The 20231-nt window shown below is 65.2% G+C and carries 22 protein-coding genes; 19 read left to right on the top strand and 3 right to left on the bottom strand.

Going from position 1 to position 20231, the window contains the following annotated elements; genetic code table 11:
* Positions 1-17: 17 nt before the first annotated feature.
* The 3 genes from pgsA to AC50X7_RS17410 all read left to right on the top strand — a co-directional run bounded on the left by pgsA (position 18) and on the right by AC50X7_RS17410 (position 1752).
* Positions 18-659 (top strand): CDP-diacylglycerol--glycerol-3-phosphate 3-phosphatidyltransferase, encoded by a 642-nt coding sequence (pgsA, locus tag AC50X7_RS17420; protein ID WP_494980153.1) that lies wholly within the window; start codon positions 18-20, stop codon positions 657-659.
* Positions 656-1150, top strand: a complete 495-nt coding sequence (locus tag AC50X7_RS17415; protein ID WP_494980152.1) for a CinA family protein — start codon at positions 656-658, stop codon at positions 1148-1150. The genes pgsA and AC50X7_RS17415 overlap by 4 nt, the downstream gene beginning before the upstream one ends.
* A 149-nt stretch (positions 1151-1299) precedes the next feature.
* Positions 1300-1752 (top strand): helix-turn-helix domain-containing protein, encoded by a 453-nt coding sequence (locus tag AC50X7_RS17410; RefSeq protein WP_104042778.1) that lies wholly within the window; start codon positions 1300-1302, stop codon positions 1750-1752.
* A gap of 136 nt (positions 1753-1888) precedes the next feature.
* On the opposite strand, the gene AC50X7_RS17405 is transcribed toward AC50X7_RS17410, so the two are convergent.
* Positions 1889-2422 carry a MarR family winged helix-turn-helix transcriptional regulator gene (locus tag AC50X7_RS17405; protein ID WP_494980151.1) on the bottom strand — a complete coding sequence of 178 codons (534 nt, stop codon included), beginning with the start codon at positions 2420-2422 and terminating at the stop codon, positions 1889-1891.
* Between the two features lie 41 nt (positions 2423-2463).
* Here AC50X7_RS17405 and AC50X7_RS17400 point away from each other — a divergent pair, with 41 nt between their 5' ends.
* From AC50X7_RS17400 to dapF, 6 genes are all read left to right on the top strand, one after another.
* The gene (locus tag AC50X7_RS17400) at positions 2464-2688 is read left to right on the top strand and encodes a DUF3046 domain-containing protein (RefSeq protein ID WP_307095600.1); all 225 of its coding nucleotides are present in this window, start codon (positions 2464-2466) and stop codon (positions 2686-2688) included.
* 190 nt (positions 2689-2878) lie between these two features.
* Positions 2879-3934, top strand: a complete 1056-nt coding sequence (recA, locus tag AC50X7_RS17395; RefSeq protein ID WP_307095599.1) for a recombinase RecA — start codon at positions 2879-2881, stop codon at positions 3932-3934.
* 3 nt (positions 3935-3937) lie between these two features.
* A complete protein-coding gene (locus AC50X7_RS17390) occupies positions 3938-4576 on the top strand; it encodes a regulatory protein RecX (RefSeq protein WP_494980150.1) in 639 nt (212 codons plus the stop codon).
* 3 nt (positions 4577-4579) lie between these two features.
* The gene (gene miaB / locus AC50X7_RS17385) at positions 4580-6160 is read left to right on the top strand and encodes a tRNA (N6-isopentenyl adenosine(37)-C2)-methylthiotransferase MiaB (protein ID WP_494980149.1); all 1581 of its coding nucleotides are present in this window, start codon (positions 4580-4582) and stop codon (positions 6158-6160) included.
* 3 nt (positions 6161-6163) lie between these two features.
* Entirely contained in the window at positions 6164-7060 is an 897-nt protein-coding gene (gene miaA, locus AC50X7_RS17380) for a tRNA (adenosine(37)-N6)-dimethylallyltransferase MiaA (RefSeq protein WP_494980148.1), read from the top strand.
* 48 nt (positions 7061-7108) lie between these two features.
* Complete coding sequence (gene dapF, locus AC50X7_RS17375) at positions 7109-8053, top strand: diaminopimelate epimerase (RefSeq protein WP_494980147.1); 945 nt, start codon at positions 7109-7111, stop codon at positions 8051-8053.
* Here dapF and AC50X7_RS17370 read toward each other — a convergent pair.
* On the bottom strand, positions 8025-8648 hold the full coding sequence (locus tag AC50X7_RS17370; protein WP_494980146.1) for a class I SAM-dependent methyltransferase: 624 nt from the start codon (positions 8646-8648) through the stop codon (positions 8025-8027). The two genes, dapF and AC50X7_RS17370, sit on opposite strands and share 29 nt — an antisense overlap.
* 424 nt (positions 8649-9072) lie before the next feature.
* On the opposite strand from AC50X7_RS17370, the gene hflX reads away from it, so the two are divergent.
* Positions 9073-10653, top strand: coding sequence for a GTPase HflX (hflX, locus tag AC50X7_RS17365; RefSeq protein ID WP_104042771.1), 1581 nt, complete (start codon positions 9073-9075; stop codon positions 10651-10653).
* On the top strand, positions 10646-12703 hold the full coding sequence (locus AC50X7_RS17360) for an ATP-dependent DNA helicase (RefSeq protein WP_494980145.1): 2058 nt from the start codon (positions 10646-10648) through the stop codon (positions 12701-12703). The genes hflX and AC50X7_RS17360 overlap by 8 nt, the downstream gene beginning before the upstream one ends.
* Positions 12704-12724: 21 nt before the next feature.
* Here the strand turns inward: AC50X7_RS17360 and lexA are convergent, their stop codons facing one another.
* Positions 12725-13456, bottom strand: coding sequence for a transcriptional repressor LexA (gene lexA, locus AC50X7_RS17355; RefSeq protein WP_494980144.1), 732 nt, complete (start codon positions 13454-13456; stop codon positions 12725-12727).
* A gap of 369 nt (positions 13457-13825) precedes the next feature.
* On the opposite strand from lexA, the gene AC50X7_RS17350 reads away from it, so the two are divergent.
* The 8 genes from AC50X7_RS17350 (at position 13826) to AC50X7_RS17315 (ending at position 20052) form a co-directional block, all read left to right on the top strand.
* The gene (locus tag AC50X7_RS17350; RefSeq protein ID WP_494980167.1) at positions 13826-14182 is read left to right on the top strand and encodes a LysM peptidoglycan-binding domain-containing protein; all 357 of its coding nucleotides are present in this window, start codon (positions 13826-13828) and stop codon (positions 14180-14182) included.
* A gap of 63 nt (positions 14183-14245) precedes the next feature.
* Positions 14246-15364 (top strand): histidinol-phosphate transaminase, encoded by a 1119-nt coding sequence (locus AC50X7_RS17345; RefSeq protein ID WP_494980143.1) that lies wholly within the window; start codon positions 14246-14248, stop codon positions 15362-15364.
* A 60-nt stretch (positions 15365-15424) separates the two neighbouring features.
* Positions 15425-16051 carry an imidazoleglycerol-phosphate dehydratase HisB gene (gene hisB / locus AC50X7_RS17340; protein ID WP_104042767.1) on the top strand — a complete coding sequence of 209 codons (627 nt, stop codon included), beginning with the start codon at positions 15425-15427 and terminating at the stop codon, positions 16049-16051.
* Complete coding sequence (gene hisH, locus AC50X7_RS17335; RefSeq protein WP_494980142.1) at positions 16048-16815, top strand: imidazole glycerol phosphate synthase subunit HisH; 768 nt, start codon at positions 16048-16050, stop codon at positions 16813-16815. The genes hisB and hisH overlap by 4 nt, the downstream gene beginning before the upstream one ends.
* Complete coding sequence (locus AC50X7_RS17330; RefSeq protein ID WP_307095583.1) at positions 16816-16974, top strand: CG2302 family histidine operon protein; 159 nt, start codon at positions 16816-16818, stop codon at positions 16972-16974.
* 68 nt (positions 16975-17042) lie between these two features.
* On the top strand, positions 17043-17789 hold the full coding sequence (gene priA, locus AC50X7_RS17325) for a bifunctional 1-(5-phosphoribosyl)-5-((5-phosphoribosylamino)methylideneamino)imidazole-4-carboxamide isomerase/phosphoribosylanthranilate isomerase PriA (protein ID WP_494980141.1): 747 nt from the start codon (positions 17043-17045) through the stop codon (positions 17787-17789).
* Between the two features lie 28 nt (positions 17790-17817).
* Positions 17818-18699 (top strand): SseB family protein, encoded by an 882-nt coding sequence (locus AC50X7_RS17320; RefSeq protein WP_494980140.1) that lies wholly within the window; start codon positions 17818-17820, stop codon positions 18697-18699.
* Between the two features lie 54 nt (positions 18700-18753).
* A complete protein-coding gene (locus AC50X7_RS17315) occupies positions 18754-20052 on the top strand; it encodes an MFS transporter (RefSeq protein ID WP_494980139.1) in 1299 nt (432 codons plus the stop codon).
* Positions 20053-20231: the final 179 nt, after the last annotated feature.

Here is a 20231-nt window from a genome sequence, read left to right as displayed (position 1 = left end):
GAATGTAGCCTAGGAAGGTGACTAGCACTGATGCAACCGCCGCCGGCAAGGGCCGTGCCGAGGTCTGGAACCTTCCCAATGTCCTGACCATGCTCCGCATCGCGCTGGTGCCGTTCTTCGTATGGTTCCTGCTCCTGGACGCGCCGCGCCTGCAGAGCGAGGCAGGGCCCTGGCGCTGGGCAGCGGCGGCATTGTTCGCCGTCGCGATTTACACGGACAAGCTCGACGGCGACATCGCCAGGAGCCGGAACCTCGTGACCGACTTCGGCAAGATTGCCGATCCCATCGCGGACAAACTGCTTATCGGTTCCGCACTGGTGATGCTGTCCGTACTCGGCGAACTGCCCTGGTGGGTCACCCTGGTCATCCTGGTCCGTGAATGGGGCATCACCGCCCTGCGTTTCTTCGTCATCCGCTACGGCGTCATCCCCGCGTCACGCGGGGGCAAGCTCAAAACCGTTGTCCAGACCGCCGCCATCTTCCTTTATCTCCTGCCGCTGGCAGCCATTGCGCCCTGGCTTGGCTGGGTGGCGTTCGCCGTGATGATGGTGGCCGTGCTGATCACGGTGTGGACCGGCGTCGAGTACGTTGTCGAGGCGCTGCGCCTGCGGTCCAAGGGAAAGCTGCAGGGAACGGCCAACGGGCAGGAGCAGGAGTGACCAACGTCCAGCACGTGTCCCTTCACCATCTGTCTGAACAGGCTGTGAAACAGGCCCTGGAGCGCCGTCTCACCGTGGCCACGGCCGAGTCCCTGACGGCCGGCATGGTGTCCGCTGTCCTCGCCGACACCCCGGGAGCCTCCGGAATGCTGCAGGGAGGCGTGGTGGCCTACCAGAACTCCGTGAAGGAAAATGTCCTGAAGGTACCCCCGGAACTTCTGGCCGACGTCGGGTCGGTTGACAGCGATGTGGCGGCAGCGATGGCGGACGGGGCCAGGTCGGCCCTTGGCGCCGATATCGGCATTTCCACTACCGGGGTAGCGGGACCTGAAGCACACGATGGAAAGCCTGTGGGAACTGTGTACATCGGCATAGCGACGGGTACGGGATCAACAGGGTTCGAGTATGTGTTTTCCGGAAGCCGGGCGGAGATCCGCGGACAGGCCTGTGGGGCTGCCCTGGAACGGCTGCTCGAAGCGCTGGCATCCTGAAGTTACCCGGCTGTAAAGTTGGCGGGAACAAAAGCCGGTACCGATTAGTTATTACATTGTGTCGCTTCCGGAGAGCGGAGGCGCCTAGGATGAAAACACTAATGGTTCGCTCCACGGCGGACCGGACTATGAGGAGCAAGGCGATACAGATGGTAAAGCAGCCCGTATCCGTAAACGGCGTTGTCCGCTGGAAGGATGTGGGCCTCGCCGATCAGGCTAAGAGCGAACAAAAGGAGCGCAAGATGGTTGTACTTCGTCACGAAATTGGTGATGTCCTGCGCGATGTTCGCCAGCGTCAGGGGCGCACGCTCCGTGAAGTCTCGCACAGCGCCCGTGTCTCCTTGGGTTACCTCAGCGAGGTTGAGCGCGGCCAGAAGGAAGCATCCTCCGAGTTGCTGTCCTCGATCTGCTCGGCCCTGGACGTCCCCTTGTCCAGCATGCTTCGTGAGGTCAGCGACCGCGTGGCAGTCGCCGAAGGCGTTGCCGTTCCGGACACCGTACCCCAGGAATTCTCCCAGCGTTACGGACGTGACCTCGATCGCGACCTTAACAATGAACTGAACGACGAACTTTCAACGGGCCTGTTCTCAGGGGCCCGGTAAGGGCTGACCACCTTAAGGTTGCCCTGCAACTCATGAAGCCTCCGGCGGTGTGCCGGGGGCTTCAGTTGTTTCTGGACACTTGCGTCGGAGCGTAGCCTTCCTGCCCTGGCCGGGCGGTGCTGGTTTGCCCTGCCTGCTAGTCCCCGGAAGCGGCGGGGGCCTGCGGGCCGTCGTGCGGGAAACCGTCACGCTCATAGGTGGAGTTGAGCTTGGACATAAACCGGGCCAGCTCCTGCAGGTCCTCCACCGGCCATTCCCCCAGCCGTTCCCGGAAAACCTGCCGACGGGCATCCTGGACCTGGTGCATCTTTTCCTCCCCCTTGGGTGTCAGCCTGATGGCCTGGGCCCGTCCGTCCAGCGGGTCAGCCTCCTTGGACACCAGCCCGATGCTCTCCAGGAAGGCAATCTGCCGGCTCACGGAAGGTTTGCCGACGCCGATGTTCATCGCCAGGTCCGTGAGCCGGATGGGGCCCTCCCGCCGGATGACGGTCAGCAGGCCATAGGCCGCGGGTTCCATGTCCGGGTGCACCTGCCGGGAGAGCTGGTTGGAGATGGCCCGTGCGCGCCGCCAAAAAAGGCTGATTTGATGTTCCACGTTCTGCAGCGCGGCGTCCACGGTGGCATCGTCTTTGCGGCCGTCCGCGGGCGGGACGGCGGGGGAGTTGCTCATGGCAACAATTCTAGGGTGCGGGATCGTGAGAGACTTTTCTGGTGCGAATCAGCGACTATTGGCGACTTATGGACGACGAATTTGGCGCCGGGTACTCGCGGGTCCTCAGCAATACCCTGGTTCTTGCCGGGGTGGGCGGGCGCACCGCGGACCAGGCACTGGCCGCCGGCGTGGAACCGCGCAAGGTGTGGCTGGCCGTCTGTGATGTGCAGGACGTTCCGGCTGAGCGACGGCTGGGCCGGGACATCAAACCCCGCAGCGAGTAGCGGTTTTGTCCTGACACGCCGCGCGGTTGTTCGAATACCTGTTCGGATAAAGCTATGCTTTTCCTAGCGGGTTTTCCACATAGCCGCCGTCAACCGGCCGGAATGTCAGTGGGTCCCATTAGCGTCAGAGATGACCAATAAACGGCCGCTGAGGCCACTCCAAAGCGAGAAAGCATTAGAGGTGTGAACCATGGCGGCAGCCCCGGATCGTGCAAAAGCGCTCGAAGCAGCGCTTGCCCAGATCGATAAGCAGTTCGGTAAAGGCTCGGTCATGCGGCTCGGGGACGAAGTCCGGGCCCCGATCGAGGTTATCCCTACCGGTTCCATTGCGCTGGACGTAGCTTTGGGCATTGGCGGCCTTCCCCGTGGCCGCGTCGTAGAAATTTACGGGCCGGAATCCTCCGGTAAGACCACCGTGGCCCTTCACGCAGTGGCAAACGCCCAGCGCCAGGGCGGCATCGCTGCCTTCATTGACGCCGAGCACGCCCTTGATCCTGAATACGCCGCCAAGCTCGGCGTGGACACGGATGCGCTCCTGGTTTCCCAGCCGGATACGGGTGAACAAGCCCTGGAGATCATGGACATGCTGGTGGGCTCAGGCTCCCTGGACGTCATTGTCATCGACTCCGTCGCCGCCCTCGTGCCGCGCGCTGAAATCGAAGGCGATATGGGCGACAGCCATGTGGGACTCCAGGCCCGCCTGATGAGCCAGGCCCTGCGTAAGATCACCGGCCGCTTGAGCCAGACCAAAACCACGGCGATCTTCATCAACCAGCTCCGCGAAAAGATCGGCGTCTTCTTCGGTTCCCCCGAAACCACCACCGGTGGTAAGGCGCTGAAGTTCTACGCCTCCATCCGTATTGACGTGCGCCGCATCCAGACCCTCAAGGAAGGCGCCGACTCGGTCGGTAACCGCACCAAGGCCAAGATCGTCAAGAACAAGATGGCCCCGCCCTTCAAGATCGCAGAGTTCGACATCATCTACGGCCAGGGCATCTCCCGCGAGGGCGGCATCATCGACATGGGTGTTGAGCACGGCATCATCAAGAAGTCCGGCTCCTGGTTCACCTATGACGGCGACCAGCTGGGCCAGGGCATGGAGAACTCGCGCAGGTTCCTCCGCGACAACCCCGAGCTGGCCGCCGAGCTCGAGCGCCTCATTAAGGAGAAGCTCGGTGTTGGCGTGAAGCCGGCGGAGCCCGAGTCCAAGGACTCCCCGAAGCTGAAAGCCGTTGACGGGTTCTAAACCTTGACCAGTGCTGAAAGTGCGCGTCCCCGCCGGGCCAAAACCGGCGGGAGGCGCGCTGCTTCGTATTCCAACGACTTCGAGGACGGCCCCGGTCCAGGTTCGCCGGTTGCCGGTCATCCTGAACCGGATCCCGTTTCCGTCGCCCAGGCCATCGTGTACCGGCAACTCGCGGCTTCCGCGAAAAGCAGGCTTCAGCTTGCCCGCAAGCTCTCCGAACGGAATATCCCGGAAGACGTTGCCGAGGCTGTGCTGGACAAGTTCCAGGAGGCGCGGCTTATCAACGACGCCGAATTTGCGGACATGTGGGTGCGGAGCCGGTCACAGTCCCGGAAGCTGGCGAAGGGGGCGCTCCGCCGCGAACTTGCGGAGAAGGGCGTCGACCAGGAAACCGCCGCCGCAGCGCTGGAACAGCTCTCCGACGCCGACGAGGAAGCCGCCGCCAGAGGCCTGGTGGAGCGAAAATTGCGTCCCGGGACTGATCTGGGGGACAGGACGGAACGGGACAAAGTGACGCGCCGGCTGGCTTCCATGCTGGCCCGCAAGGGGTATCAGCCCTCCCAAGCGTTCCGCATTGTCAGCGAGGTCCTCGATGCCCACGGTGCTCCCAACAACGACGAGCCATTGAACCGGTACCCTTAACAGGTGAGTTTGACCATTCCTTCCCCTCTTTCCGGCACCAACCCGTCTTCAGGATCCAGCGGCGTGGACCAGCCTGCCCCTGCTCCGGAAGTTGGCCAGGGGAAGACACGGACCTATGAGGTGCGCACCTTCGGCTGCCAGATGAACGTGCATGATTCAGAGCGCATGGCCGGCATGCTGGAGGACGCAGGCTACGCGCCGGCAGAGGTTGGTGCGCAGGCGGACGTAGTGGTGTTCAACACCTGCGCCGTCCGCGAGAACGCCGACAACAAGCTTTACGGCAACCTCGGCATCCTTGCCCCCGTGAAGGCAGCCAACCCCGGCATGCAGATCGCCGTCGGCGGCTGCCTGGCGCAAAAGGACCGGGAAACCATCCTGAAGAAGGCGCCCTGGGTGGACGCGGTCTTTGGCACCCACAATGTCGGCGCCTTGCCTGCCCTGCTGGAGAGGGCACGGCACAACGATGAGGCGCAGCTGGAGATCCTGGAGTCGCTGGACGTTTTCCCGTCCACGCTGCCCACCAAGCGCGATTCCGTGTACTCGGGCTGGGTTTCCATCTCGGTGGGTTGCAACAATACCTGCACGTTCTGCATCGTTCCGGCCTTGCGCGGCAAGGAAAAGGACCGCCGGCCCGCGGACATCCTCGCTGAAATCCAGGCCCTGGTGGATGACGGTGCCATCGAAGTGACCCTCCTGGGCCAGAACGTCAATTCCTACGGCGTGGAGTTCGGCGACCGGCAGGCCTTTTCGAAGCTTCTGCGGGCGTGCGGGGAGATCGAGGGCCTGGAGCGGGTCCGGTTCACCAGCCCGCACCCTGCGGCTTTTACGGACGACGTCATCGATGCCATGGCCGAAACGCCCAACGTGATGCCGCAGCTGCACATGCCGCTGCAGTCGGGCTCGGACAAGGTCCTGCGGGACATGCGGCGGTCCTACCGCTCCACGAAGTTCCTTGGGATTCTGGACAAGGTCCGGGAGAAAATTCCGCATGCCGCCATCTCCACGGACATCATCGTCGGCTTCCCCGGCGAGACTGAGGAAGACTTCCAGGCAACTCTGGACGTGGTGGAACAGTCCCGGTTCGCGACCGCTTTCACCTTCCAGTACTCCAAGCGCCCCGGCACCCCGGCGGCGGACCTGCCGGACCAGCTGGCGAAAGCCGTTGTGCAGGAGCGCTTCGAGCGGCTCACGGCGCTGCAGGACCGGATCGCGGCGGAGGAGAACCGGAAACAGCTCGGCCGCCGGGTGGAGGTTATGGTCACCGCCCAGTCAGGCCGAAAGGCCGGGGAGACCCACCGGCTGTCCGGGCGCTCCCAGGACCAGCGCCTCGTGCACTTTTCGGTACCGGACGGTGCCCCTGCGCCGCGCCCGGGCGATCTTGTCACCGTCACCATCACCGAGGCCGCTTCCTTCCACCTGGTCGCCGATCCCGTCATTGAGGATTACAGCCTGCGGCGTTCCCGCGCCGGTGACGCCTGGGACAGGTCCCAGGCCGATTCCTGCGGGGCACCGGTACCGGGGACGGCCAACGGCCGGGCCGGGGTTTCCCTCGGGATGCCTTCGCTGCCTATCCGCAGCCGGTGACCCGTGGGCTCTCCGCCGGTTATCGCCGTCGTCGGTCCCACGGGTTCCGGTAAGTCAGACCTCGCGGTAGGCCTCGCCCTTGAGCTGGACGGTGAAGTCATTAACGCGGATGCAATGCAGTTCTACCGCGGCATGGATATCGGCACAGCGAAAATCACGGTTGATGAACGCAGGGGAGTTGTGCACCACCTCCTGGACATCCTGGACGTCACGGACGAAGCCAGCGTTTCCCAGTTCCAGCAGCAGGCGCGTGAGGCTATCGCTGACATCCACGCGCGCGGGAAGCGGGCCATCCTCGCCGGCGGCTCGGGCCTGTACGTTCGGGCTGCCCTTGACGTCCTCGAATTCCCGGGGACGGACCCGCGGCTGCGGCAGCAGCTGGAGGATGAGCTGGCCGCCCAGGGAAGTGGCGCAATGATGGCCCGGCTCGCAACGGTTGACCCGGTGTCCGCCGGCCGGCTCTCGGACGACAGGCGCATCATCCGTGCCCTGGAGGTCCATCAACTCACCGGCCGTCCGTTCAGTTCCTTTATGCCCCGGCGCGAGTACTTCCAGCCCGCGGTGCAGGTAGGCCTCACCGTGGACCGCGACCAGCTCCGGGAGCGCCTGGGCCGCCGAGTGCATGGCATGGTGGAAAACGGCCTGCTCGCCGAAGTGGAGCGGCTTGAAGCGCAGGGGCTCCGGCAGGGCAAAACCGCGCCCCGCGCCCTGGGTTACTCGCAGTTCCTGCGGGTCGTGGACGGCGCAACAACAGTCCCCGAGGCCGTTGAGGAGACCATCGTGGCCACGCGGCAGTTCGCCCGGCGGCAGCTGACCTGGTTCCGTGCCGATCCCCGGATCAAGTGGCTGGACTGGCAGGATCCGCACCTGGTGTCCGCTGCAGCAGTACTCAGCCGGTAGATACGGGTGGTTACAGAGGCACTGCGGCCGGCCGGTACCCTTGAAACCATGAACGCAACCCTCGCCGCGACGACAGAGCACGCCTTCCGGACGCTGGGCGGGCTCCGCTTTTCCAAGGGGCACGGCACCGGCAACGATTTTGTCCTGGTCGCCGACCCTGAGGGCCTGCACACGATAGCTGCCGACCAGGTGGCAGCCCTGTGCGACCGCCACCGTGGCATCGGTGGAGACGGCCTCATCCGCGCCGTTCCGTCCCGCCTCCTTCCCGAGGGCCGGGAACTGCTGGCCGCAACCCCCGACGCCGAATGGTTTATGGATTACCGCAACGGCGACGGATCACTATCCGAGATGTGCGGCAATGGCGTCCGGGTCTTCGTCCACTTCCTCCGCACCGAGGGTCTGGTGGACCTTCCCGACGGCGGCGCGCTCACCATCGGCACCCGCGGCGGGGCAAAAACGGTCGTACGGACCGGCGAGGATTACGCGGTCGACATGGGCCCGTGGGAGTTCATCTTCCCCGGCGAGGCTACAGCCAAGGCCATGGATTCGCTGGTCACGGCGGACGGGCTGGAAGTTCCCCGTCCCGCGTTGTCCGTCAGCATGGGCAACCCCCACACTGTGGTTGCCCTCGCCGAACTCTCGGAACTCGAAGGGACCCGCCTCTTTACTGCACCTGTGGTTGATCCAGCGCCGGTCAACGGCACGAACGTCGAGTTCGTCGTTCCGTCCGAACCACTGGTGCACGACGGCGTCGGTTCCGTCACCATGCGTGTCCACGAACGCGGGGTGGGGGAAACCCAGTCCTGTGGAACGGGAGCCTGCGCCGCAGCCGTGGCCATCAGGCACTGGGCAGGGGCGGAAGCGCCGGACACCTGGCTGGTTCACGTTCCTGGAGGCGTGGTGGGCGTCAAATTCTTTGCCGGCCCCGGAGGACACGAGCACGTGGAGCTCAGCGGTCCCGCCGTTATTGTGGCAGCTGGGACGCTTTCCTGACCGTCAGGATCCGGAAGGACTTGGACGTTGACTCGCGGCTCACGCTGAAGGAATTGTCCAGTTCTGCCGCCAGCCAGCGTTGAAGCGAGTCCGAGCCCAGGTTCTTCTGCACTACCAGCCAAGCAGTTCCGCCTGGCGCCAGGCGCGGCAGCCACAGCTTCAGGAGCGAATGCAGTTCGTCCTTGCCGATCCTGATGGGCGGATTGGACCAGATGGTGTCGAAACGCACCTCCGGGTCCACCGCATCAGGCGTACTGGCCGCCACATTGGACAGTCCCAGCGCAGCCGCATTCTCGTTGGTGAGCGTAACGCACCTTTCATTGACGTCAACGGCATAGACCTGGGAGTGCGGCGCACGCAGTGCCATGGTGAGCGCAATCGGACCCCAGCCGCAGCCGATGTCCAGCAGGTTCCCGGCAGGCGCGGGCGCGGGAACCTCGGCCAGGAGCACGGCAGTTCCCTTGTCGATCCCGTCCGGGCTGAAGATTCCCGAGGAGGTCTGCAGCCTGCGCGTTTCCCCTGCAAGTTCAACCGTGAGCGGCTTTCGCGTGAACGGGCCGGCGGGGGATGCGCTGAAATAGTGTGCGGACTCCATAACTCGCCAGAGTAGTTCCCCTTGCAGCGTAAAGTGAAACTGTGGTCTTTGCTCCTCTGCTAGGGTTGAACGCATGTTCCTGATCTTCGAGTAGCCGGCCCGGGCCCTGCCCGTTCCGCAGCCATGTCCCACAGCGACGCAGGTATTAATCCTTCCGCACAGTGCACCGGACCACGCGCATGCGTTCATTCCGGCCGCCGGACAATACTCGAAGGCCAGCCTCCCGCTTGCTCTTTCGCCGATTCTCCGGCTCCTTCAACTTCGCCACGTCCCCGCGATGTGGCCGCCACCGCCGTCCGCTATTCAGCCCGGCGCGACAAACCAGGAGAACCGCATGACCGCAGGCCGTCAGCCCAGCGCGAATACTTCCCCAAGCACCACCCATCGGCACTATTCTGGAGTTGCCGAATCTTCAAAGGAGACCATGACCAGCCAGCCCAACACCGGATCCGATCCAGCCGCCCAGGACATGAGCCCTGAGGAAATCCAGGCCGTGATCGACCGGATTCTTTCCAAGGACGTACCGGCCAAATCCGTCAGCACGCCAGGTGATGCAAGCCGCGGCGACGGAAGGGCCGTACTGGGCAAAGCCCAGGCCATATCCCGCCTGGATGAAGAACACACAACGTACGACGGCGACCAGCAGGATCTTGAGGAACGCCGTGCCCTGCGGCGCACGGCAGGCCTTTCCACCGAACTGGAAGATGTCACCGAAGTTGAGTACCGCCAGCTCCGTCTGGAGCGCGTAGTCCTCGCCGGTATCTGGTCGGAGGGAACCCTTGCCGACGCGGAAAACTCGCTGCGGGAGCTTGCCGCCTTGGCCGAAACAGCCGGGTCGGAGGTTCTGGACGGACTTGTGCAGCGCCGTGACAAGCCGGACCCGGGCACCTTCCTGGGCTCAGGCAAAGCGCTGGAACTGAAGGACATCGTGATGTCCACCGGCGCGGACACCGTTGTGGTGGACGCTGAGTTGGCGCCGTCCCAGCGCCGTGGCCTTGAGGACATCGTTAAGGTCAAGGTCATTGACCGGACAGGGCTGATCCTGGACATCTTCGCCCAGCATGCGAAGAGCCGGGAAGGCAAGGCGCAGGTGGAGCTCGCACAGCTCGAGTACCTCCTGCCACGCCTCCGCGGCTGGGGCGAGTCGATGTCCCGCCAGGCCGGTGGCCAGGTGGGTGGCGCAGCGGCCGGTATGGGCTCGCGAGGTCCCGGTGAGACGAAGATCGAACTGGACCGCCGGAGGATCCGTACCCGCATGGCCAAGCTTCGGCGCGAAATCGCCGCGATGAAGCCTGCACGGGAGACGAAACGCGCCAACCGCCGTCGCAATGAGGTGCCCTCGGTGGCAATCGCCGGGTACACCAACGCCGGCAAATCCTCACTGCTGAACCGCCTCACGGACGCCGGGGTGCTCGTGGAGAACGCACTGTTCGCCACGCTGGATCCCACGGTGCGCAAAGCAGAAACGGCCGACGGGCTGGGATATACGCTGGCCGATACCGTCGGATTTGTCCGCTCCCTGCCCACCCAGCTGGTTGAGGCGTTCCGGTCTACCCTTGAGGAGGTTGCCGATTCCGACTTGATCCTTCACGTCGTGGACGCCTCACACCCGGACCCCGAGGGCCAGATAACTGCAGTCCGCAAGGTCTTCAGCGAGGTGGACGCACGCAAGGTTCCGGAAATCATTGTCCTCAACAAGGCCGACGCCGCAGATCCTTTTGTGGTGGAACGGTTGAAGCAGCGCGAACCGCGCCACGTGGTGGTGTCGGCCCGCACGGGGGAGGGTATCCCCGAGTTGCTGAAGGCGATCAGCGAGTCCATTCCGCGTCCGTCGGTCAAGCTGGAGCTGCTCATCCCCTACGACCGTGGGGACCTGATGAGCAAGCTGCACGACTCCGACGCCGAGATCATCAGCGTTGACCATGATGAAGCCGGTACCCGGGCAGTTGTTAAAGTCCGGGAAGGCCTCGCGGCTGAACTGGAACCATTCGTCAGCAATGACTGACCTCGTGGCTGACGAAGCCACAGGCGCGGCCGGCGAGCAGTTCGTCATCGAGCTGCTCGACCGCGCCGTTGCCGGCATGGGCGGGCAAAGCCGGAGTGGGCAACGTGAAATGGCCAGGCAGGTGGCCCGGGCAATCGAAACCGGCGACCACCTGCTGGTCCAGGCGGGGACGGGTACGGGCAAGTCCCTGGCGTACCTGATACCCCTGATAGCCCACGCCCTGGAGAGCGACAAGCCGGCCCTGGTGTCCACCGCAACGCTTGCCCTGCAAACGCAGATTGTAGGCCGGGACATACCCCGGCTCCTGAAAACCATCACTCCGGCGCTGGACCGGCCGGTAAAAGTGGCCCTGGTCAAAGGGCGGTCCAATTACGTCTGCGTGCATAAACTCGAAGGCGGGTTTCCCTCCGAGGAGCCCGCGGAGGGCCAGCTGTTTTCCCTGGGGGAGGACACCAGCGTCCCGCACTTCGCCGCGGCTGTGGGCGGTCCAGCCTCCCAGCTGGGCAAGGAAGTGGTCCGCTTGCGGGAGTGGGCGGAGAAAACCACCACCGGCGACCGCGATGAGCTCCTGCCCGGCGTCACCGATCGGGCCTGGCGGCAGGTCTCCGTCACGTCCATGGAATGCCTGGGCGCCCAGAAGTGCCCCATGGCCGCAGAGTGCTTCAGCGAGCTCGCACGGCAGGACGCCGCCGAAGCCGATGTTGTGGTCACCAACCACGCCATGCTCGCCGTCAGCGCCTTTGAAGGCCTGGCCGTGCTGCCCGAGTACGACGTCGTGGTGGTTGACGAGGCCCACGAACTCCAGGACCGGGTCACCGGCGCCGTCTCCGGACAGCTCTCGGTGGCCATGGTCCACGCCGCTGCCGCTGGCGCCCGCAAGCACACCGCCATCACGGTGGACGCGCTCAACGCCGCCGCCGCAAACCTCGAGCTGGCCCTCGCGGGAGTTCCAAACGGGTTGCTCCCCAATGGCCTGAACGACGAGCAGCTGGACTGCGTGGACCAGCTGCGCGAGGCCTGCCGGGCAGCACTGTCTGACTCCAAGGGGGACAGCAGCACCACTGCCGACGGCGGGCGGCAACTCGCGCGCTCCCGGCTGATGCTCATCCTGGAACTGTGCGAACGGCTCCTCGCCGCCCGTGAGAACCGGGAAGTGGTGTGGTTTTCCCGCGCCAGTTCCTTTGACCCGCAGCAGGGATACTCGCAGCCCGACGAGACAGCGCCCGCGCTGATCAACATCGCTCCGCTGTCCGTAGCCGGGCGGCTGCGTGAGGGCCTGTTCACAGGTCATACGGTGGTGCTGACCTCCGCCACCCTCGCGATCGGCTCAGCCTTTGAGCCCGCCGCAGGCGGACTCGGGCTGGTGGGAGAAGGCGCCCCCAGCTGGACCGGTATCGATGTTGGATCCCCCTTTGACTACCCCAAGCAGGGAATCCTGTACGTGGCCGGGCACCTGCCCAAGCCGGGCAGGGGGGCATCCCCCGAATCGCTCGCCGAGCTGGAGGCCCTGATCAGAGCCTCCAACGGCGGCGCACTATGCCTGTTTTCGTCCCGGCGCGCGGCAGAAGAAGCAGCCGATGCACTGCGGCCCAAGTTGGATATGACCATCCTGTGCCAGGGCGACTCCACCATGACGGCCCTGGTGAAGCAGTTTGCCGACGAGCCCGACACCTGCCTGTTCGGCACAATGTCGCTGTGGCAGGGGGTGGACGTTCCCGGGGGCTCCTGCCGCCTGGTGGTCATCGACCGGATTCCCTTCCCCCGGCCCGACGATCCACTGATGACCGCCCGGTCCCGCGCCGTGGCGCAGGCCGGCGGCAACGGCTTTATGTCAGTCTCGGCCACCCACGCTGCAATCCGGCTTGCCCAGGGTGCGGGCCGGTTGATCCGGTCCACCGGGGACAAGGGTGTGGTGGCAGTGCTGGATTCCCGGCTGGCCACCGAGCGATACGCCGGATTCCTTCGCGGTGCGCTGCCGCCGTTCTGGTCCACAACGGACAGGAAGACGGCGGTCGCGGCGCTGGAGAGGCTGGCAAAGGAGAAGGTGTGAGCAGGCGCCGCAGCCCGCGGCTTAGAGCGAGCGGAGCACCGACACAACCTTGCCCATGATGGTGGCGTGGTCGCCAAGGATGGGCTCGTACTGGGTGTTTTGGGGGAGCAGCCAAGTGTGGCCGTCGCGCTGGCGGAAAGTCTTCACAGTGGCTTCGTCGTCCAGCAGCGCCGCGACGATGTCTCCGTTGGCGGCGTCTGCCTGGCGGCGGACCACCACCCAGTCGCCGTCGCAGATGGCGGCGTCCACCATGGAATCGCCGGCAACCTTGAGCATAAACAGTTCTCCCTGGCCCACGAGTTGGCGGGGGAGCGGCATCACGTCCTCCACCACCTGGTCCGCCAGGATGGGACCGCCGGCAGCGATCCGGCCCACGAGGGGAACCATGGCAGTGTCCATGGCGGTGGGAAGCACGGTAACGGTGCCGCCGCCGGGCAGGAGAGGAGCCGGCTCGGCCGCCTGCTTGGGAGAACCGCCGTCCAGCGTGAGGGGCATCAACACCTCCATGGCACGCGGCCGCTTGGGATCGCGCCGGAGGTAGCCAAGCTTTTCCAGCTGTGACAGCTGGTGGGTGACGCTGGACAGGCTTGCCAGGCCAACGGTGTCACCAATCTCCCGCATCGACGGCGGGTACCCGTTGTCATTGACCGAGCGCTGGATGGTCTCGAGGATCTTTTTCTGCCGTGGCGTCAGGCCCTTGGCGGTCTTCTTCGGTTGGGAGGTTGCCCTTCCCCCGGCGGCTGCTGCTGCCATATTCGCCAATGCCTTTCGGTTGCCCCGGGCTCCTGTGGCCCGGACCTGAAGTACACGCCGTAAATTGTCAGACCCTGCTGATCAACTTCAGAGTGGTTGTTCTTTCCTTCAAAGCTAGGCCAGCCACATTGCTTTTTCAAACATTTGTTCTAGCGAGTCTCGACATTGTTCGTTGATAAGTGCTAAAACAGTAGGAGCAAAGTTCGAACATTTGTTCTACTCCGAACGCGGACATTCGAAGACTCGGACCAAGAGTCGCCGGGGCTGCGGATCCGGAGGGGGAACATCGGGCAGCACAGTACGGTCCAGGAGGGCTAAGTCATGTCAGCTACATCTGCTTCGCAGGATTCATTTTCGGTGCACCACCTTATGTCCGGGCCGGACCAGCGGCCGGCGGAGCGTCCTACGCCCCTCCCGCCCCTGCGCCTGACGCGTCGCGGAAAGATCGTCCTGATCGGGATTCCCCTGGTCCTGCTGGCGGCCCTGCTGCTTTCCCTGGCCGGTTTCTTCAACTCGCCGGCAAGGGCCTCCGAATCGGCGACGGACCTGGCAGTTACCCCAACCGTTACCGTTACCGTGCAGGCGGGCGAATCCCTGTGGGCCATTGCCGGAAGCGTCGCCCCGCAGCGGGACGCGCGCGACGTCGTGGCTGACATCGTCCAGCTGAACAACCTGACCGGCGGTGCGGTCCTTCCTGGCCAGCAGTTGTACGTCCCCTCCCGGTAGTGGCCGGCGTCCCAGGAAGCGGTCACATTTTCCGGCGCCCGGCGCGGGCACTAAACTGTTCAGGTGAATGACCAGCTAGAGCGCCTCAACCGGCTACCCCTCCGCAGCAACCTCCGTGGGCTTACCCCTTATGGTGCGCCCCAGCTGGAAGTCCCCATCCTCCTTAACGTCAACGAGAACACCCATGGTGTCCCGGAGAACGTTAGGGCCGCCATCAGTACGGCAGTGACGGAAGCCGCTGCCGGTCTCCACCGGTACCCGGACCGCGAGTTCACGGAGCTGCGCAGGGCCCTTGCGGAATACTTGGGGCATGGGCTCGATGAGTCGAATGTGTGGGCGGCCAACGGGTCCAACGAAGTGCTCCAGCAGATTCTCCAGGCTTTTGGTGGCCCAGGCCGCACGGCACTGGGCTTCCCTCCCACGTACTCCATGTACCCGTTGCTGGCCAGTGGTACGGACACCGAATACGTCGTGGGTGAACGCGCTGACGGCTACGGTCTGAGCGCAGAATCTGCAGCGCTCCAAGTGAAGGAACTGCAGCCCAGCATCGTTTTCCTCTGCTCGCCGAACAATCCCACGGGAACCGGCCTGGGGCTCGATGTGGTGGAAGCCGTCTACGAGGCCGGGCATGCCAGCCAGACCATTGTCATCGTTGACGAGGCGTACCACGAGTTCGCGCACGACGGAACCCCCAGCGCCCTGACCCTCCTTCCCGGCCGGGAGCGGTTGATCGTCTCGCGGACCATGAGCAAGGCGTTCGCCCTTGCCGGAGCGCGCCTGGGCTACATGGCCGCGGCTCCGGAAGTGACTGACGCACTGCGGCTGGTGCGGCTGCCGTACCACCTGTCCGCCGTAACGCAGGCAACTGCCCTCGCGGCCCTCCAGCACCGCAAGGCACTGCTGGCCGATGTTGAAGACATCAAAAGGCAGCGCGACCGGATTGTGGCTGAACTGGCCCGGATGGGCCTCAAGCCGGCGGCCTCCGATTCCAACTTTGTCTTCTTTGGCGGGCTGGAAAATCCCCGCGAGGTCTGGCAGAAACTGCTCGACGCCGGCGTCTTGATCCGCGACGTAGGGATCCCGGGCCATCTTCGGGTGACCGCAGGAACTGAGACGGAAACCACTACGTTCCTGACTTCCCTGGAAAGCATCCTTACCGGCCAGCGCAAGCTTCCGGCCTAGACTTGAAGCAGCGGCGCTGGACGCCCTGAACCATTCCTTCTTCCCAAAGGACACTTGACCATGAGTTCCACCGGATCCAACGCGGCCGCGGCCCGGACCGCACGCATGGAGCGTGCCACGAGTGAATCCTCCGTGCTCGTGGAGATCAACCTGGACGGCACCGGCATCTCGGACATCGACACGTCGGTGCCCTTCTACGACCACATGTTGACAGCGCTCTGCAAGCACTCGCTGATCGACCTGACCGTGAAAGCCACCGGGGACATCCACATCGACGTCCACCACACGGTGGAAGACGTTGCCATTACGTTCGGAGAAGTGCTGCGCACGGCCCTGGGAAACAAGGCAGGAATCCGCCGCTTCGGCGAAGCCACCGTACCCTTGGACGAGGCACTGGCCCACGCGGTGGTTGACGTGTCCGGCCGCCCTTACCTCGTTCACGGAGGTGAGCCCGCAGGCCAGGAGTACCACCTGATCGGCGGTCACTTCACAGGCTCGCTCACCCGCCACGTCTTTGAGGCGATAACCCTGCACGCAGGGATCTGCCTCCACATGAACGTCATCGCCGGACGGGACCCGCACCACATCGTCGAGGCCCAGTTCAAGGCGTTCGCCCGCGCCCTTCGCGCCGCCGTCGAATCCGATCCGCGTGTTGAAGGCATTCCCTCCACCAAGGGTGCGCTGTGAGCGGCCAGGTACTGCGGGACGGCGCAATCATCGATCCGTCGGCTTCGCAGAAGCTGCCGTCGCCAGAGGGGAAGCCCACGGTAACCGTGTTGGACTACGGCTCGGGAAACGTGCGCTCGGCAGTACGCGCCCTCGAGCGGGCAGGTGCAGAGGTAATCCTCAGCTCCAAGCCCGAGGACGTCCTGAACGCCGACGGCCTGGTAGTCCCCGGTGTCGGCGCCTTTGAAACCGTTATGCGCGAACTTAAGGCCGTGGACGGCATCCGCCTCATCGGCCGCCGTGTCGCCGGCGGCCGCCCCGTCCTCGGCATTTGTGTGGGCCTTCAGGTGCTTTTCGAAGCCGGTGTGGAACACGGCACAGAAGCTGAAGGCATCGGCGAATGGCCCGGCAAGGTGGAACTCCTTCCAGCGGAAGTTGTCCCGCACATGGGCTGGAACACCGTCAAGGTACCCGTTGGGTCAAAGCTGTTCGCCGGAGTCGAAAACGAGCGGTTCTACTTTGTGCACTCCTACGGCGTGCAGGACTGGAACTTCGACGTCGTCCAGCCGCGGATGGCCGCACCCCTGGTCACCTGGTCCGAGCACGGCGCCCCGTTCATCGCCGCGGTTGAGAACGGGCCGCTGTGCGCCACCCAGTTCCACCCGGAGAAATCCGGCGACGCCGGTGCCCGGCTGCTGCACAACTGGGTGGATGCCCTCCGCAAGCCTTCCATGGCAGGCAAACCGGAGCACACCAGCGAAAACCCCGCGGGCGGCGACGCCTGAATGTGGTCCGTTATCCTGATGGGCCTCGCCGGCCTGCTGATCGGCGGCGCCCTGTCCTTCCGGCAGCAGCATAAGCCGCTCTGGACGCAGGTCTCGTTCTACGTCCTGGCCGGCATGGCGTTGCTGGCCGCCTATCTGCTCACGTTGCCGGCCGGCTAACTGCCCGCCCACTAGCTGGCGGTTAGCCGTCCGGCGCACGTCCCTGCCCCCTAACACTGAGGATCACGATGAACTCCGCTACCGACCTGCCGGTTCTTGAACTGCTGCCCGCCGTCGACGTCGTCAATGGCCAGGCCGTCCGGCTTGTCCAGGGTGAAGCAGGAAGCGAAACCAGTTACGGGACGCCGCTCGAGGCGGCGCTGAACTGGCAGCAGCAGGGTGCGGAGTGGGTCCACCTGGTTGACCTTGACGCAGCCTTTGGCCGCGGCTCCAACGCCGGGCTGCTCCGGGAAGTTGTTGGCCGCCTGGACATCAACGTTGAGCTCTCCGGAGGTCTCCGGGACGACGCCTCACTCGAGGCAGCACTGGACCTGGGCGTGGCCCGTGTGAACCTCGGTACGGCGGCGCTGGAGAACCCGGAGTGGACCCGCAGCGCCATAGAGCGCTTCGGCGACAAGATCGCCGTCGGGCTCGATGTCCGCGGAACCACCCTGGCCGGCCGCGGCTGGACCAAGGAAGGCGGCGACCTTTGGGACGTCCTGGGCCGGCTCGAAGAGGCAGGCTGCGCGCGGTACGTGGTCACCGACGTGACGAAGGACGGAACCCTGCAGGGACCCAACGTGGAACTCCTCCGCCAGATGGTGGAAAAGACCGGCAAGCCCGTGGTGGCGTCCGGCGGCATTTCCAGCCTGGATGACCTCAAAGTGCTGCGTTCCCTGGTGCCCCTCGGTGTTGAAGGTGCCATTGTGGGCAAGGCTTTGTACGCCGGTGCCTTCACGTTGCCCGAAGCCCTCGACGTCGCCGGCCGCCGCTAGGCAGCGGGCAGCCACACCCGGCGACGCTATGGCCAGCAACGAACCCGGCACCCCTCCGCAGCGCCACCTCCCCGGCCACATCGCCGCCGCACTGGCGGGGGCCGGTGGTGCCGCTGACTCTGCCGGGCAGCCCTGGGCCGGGCGGAGCCTCGCCGGGGACCGCGCAAAGATCCACAACTTCGAGGACGACGACGGAACGGCCGACGCCGGCTACCTCGCCGCCGTAGCCGCCCTGCAGGCCGGTGACGGGGACGAAGCCGGGGTCATCGCCGCGCTGGCCACCGCCCGCGTCTTTATCCCGATTGTTGCCCAGCTCGCCGAGGAAGCGGAAGGGCAGGACGGCCTGCAGGCCGATAAACAGGCGGACATGGCCCTCGTAACCCTGAAGGCGGCCGATGGCAGGACCGCCATGCCCGCATTCACCTCTGCCGCAGCCTTGGCCGCTTGGCATCCGGAGGCGCGGCCGGTGGCCGTCTACGCTGCCCGGGCCGCCCTTTCCGCTGTGTCCGAAGGCGCTGAACTCCTGGTTCTGGACCCGGGGGCGGACGTGACATTTGTGGTGCGCAGGCCGGCCATGTGGGCGCTGGCCCAGCAGCACGACTGGATCCCGTCCTACGCCGACCACGAACTGGCAAGCGGGATGAGCCAGGCCGCCGACGGTTTCCCGGCGGTCAGGAGGCTGGAACTCCTGCCCGGCAGGGGAGTGGCCGCCCAAGCGGCCGACGGATCCCTCCTCCCGGGCGGCGGCGCCGGGCCTGAGCTGCAGGTGGTGTTGTACCTGGCGGACGGCCTGGATGCAGAAGGGGTACAGCAGCTGGTGGCCGGACTGCAGGCTGAGTGGTCCCGGAATGTATTGTTTGGTGAGCGGGTCGACTCCATCGAAATCAAACTGCGGCGCGCTGTCCACTAGCTGCTGTCAGGAGGGGGATCCCCGGCAGGCTGCGGCAGACCGAAGGATCCTTTCGTGAATTTCGCTCTCTACCGGGAGTTGCTGGCCGTTCAGCCCACCAGACGGCTGCTTCTGGTCGGCATGATCGCCCGTATCCCGCACTCAGCGGCCGGTGTGCTGCTGACACTGCATATCGTCCTCACCCTCGGGCAGGGGTACGCCGCCGCGGGTGCAGCCGCTGCCGTGATGACCATTGGTATCGCCGTGGGGGCTCCGTGGCGCGGCCGGCGGGTGGACACCGTGGGCCTGCGCAAGGCATTGATCCCTTCGGTGGTGTCGGAGACTGTGATCTGGTCGATCGTGCCCCACGTCTCCTACGCGTGGCTCCTTCCCCTGGTGTTTGTGGGCGGACTGCTGACGCTGCCCATCTTCAGCGTGGTGCGCCAGTCCCTCGGCATCCTGGCCGACGGCGAACAGCGCCGCACTGCCTTTGCCCTGGACGCAATCACCACCGAAGTGGTTTTTATGATCGGTCCTGCTGCAGGCGCCATCGTGGCCACCAGCGGCTTCAGCGTGGTGGGCCTGACCATCGTGGGCGTGTGCACCTCCTTGGCGGGCCTGTTCCTGATGTGGTTCAACCCGCCCACGCGCAGCACGGCGTCCGTGGACGACGGCGAGGCGGACCAGCAGCGTGCGGCCGAGGCCGCCGTCGTCTCCACAGCGCCCGCCCACCTGCAGGAAGCTGCCGCGGACCTGGCCCCGGCTGCTGCCCACAACGCCCGCACAACCGGGCTGAAGGACAAAGTTGCCGGCAGCTTCACGTGGTTCACGGCTACCGTGGCCGCACTCTTCGCTGTTGCCGCCGGAGCGGGAATGGTGCTCAGCGGCACCGACGTCGGAATTGTTGCAGCTCTGGAGACTGGCGGCCACCAGGCCGAAATTGGCATCGTTTTCCTGTTCTGGTGCGCGGCGTCCGTGGTGGGCGGGCTAATCTACGGAGCCATGCACCGGCCGGTCTCGCCCATTGTCCTGCTGCTTGGTATGGCGGCCCTGACCATCCCCATGGGATTCGCCCACGACACCTGGTCGCTTGCCCTGGTTGCTGTCCTGCCGGGGCTCCTCTGCGCGCCGGTGCTCTCGTCGGCCTCCGAAAAGGTGGCGGACCTGGTGGATGAGGAGCGGCGCGGCGAAGCGATGGGCTGGTACGGCTCCGCGCTGACCGGCGGGGTTGCGCTCGGGGCACCGCTGGCAGGAGTGTTCATCGACCAGGTGGGACCGTCGGGGGGCTTTGTCTCAGTGGGCGCTGCAGGCGTGGCGCTGTGCCTCATCGGGCTGGTTCTCCAGCAACGCCGCCGAAGCCGTACCGCTGCCTGACTGGGCACTTCCCGCGGAGTTTTCGGACAGATACGACGGCTTCAAAGGCGTTAAGGTCCCCGTATGTGCCCAAAACCTGGAAAAGGGGTGCGGGACAACTGCCTGGATTACGACGACGGCGGGCCTCCCCTCGCGTGGGGGTGGCCCGCCGTCGTGAATTGCTCAGTTCTGACTTACCG

It is taken from the genome of Pseudarthrobacter sp. Hb11 (assembly GCF_059383655.1).
Note: the sequence above shows the minus strand (reverse complement) of the source record. Positions and strands in the feature narration are given on the sequence as shown.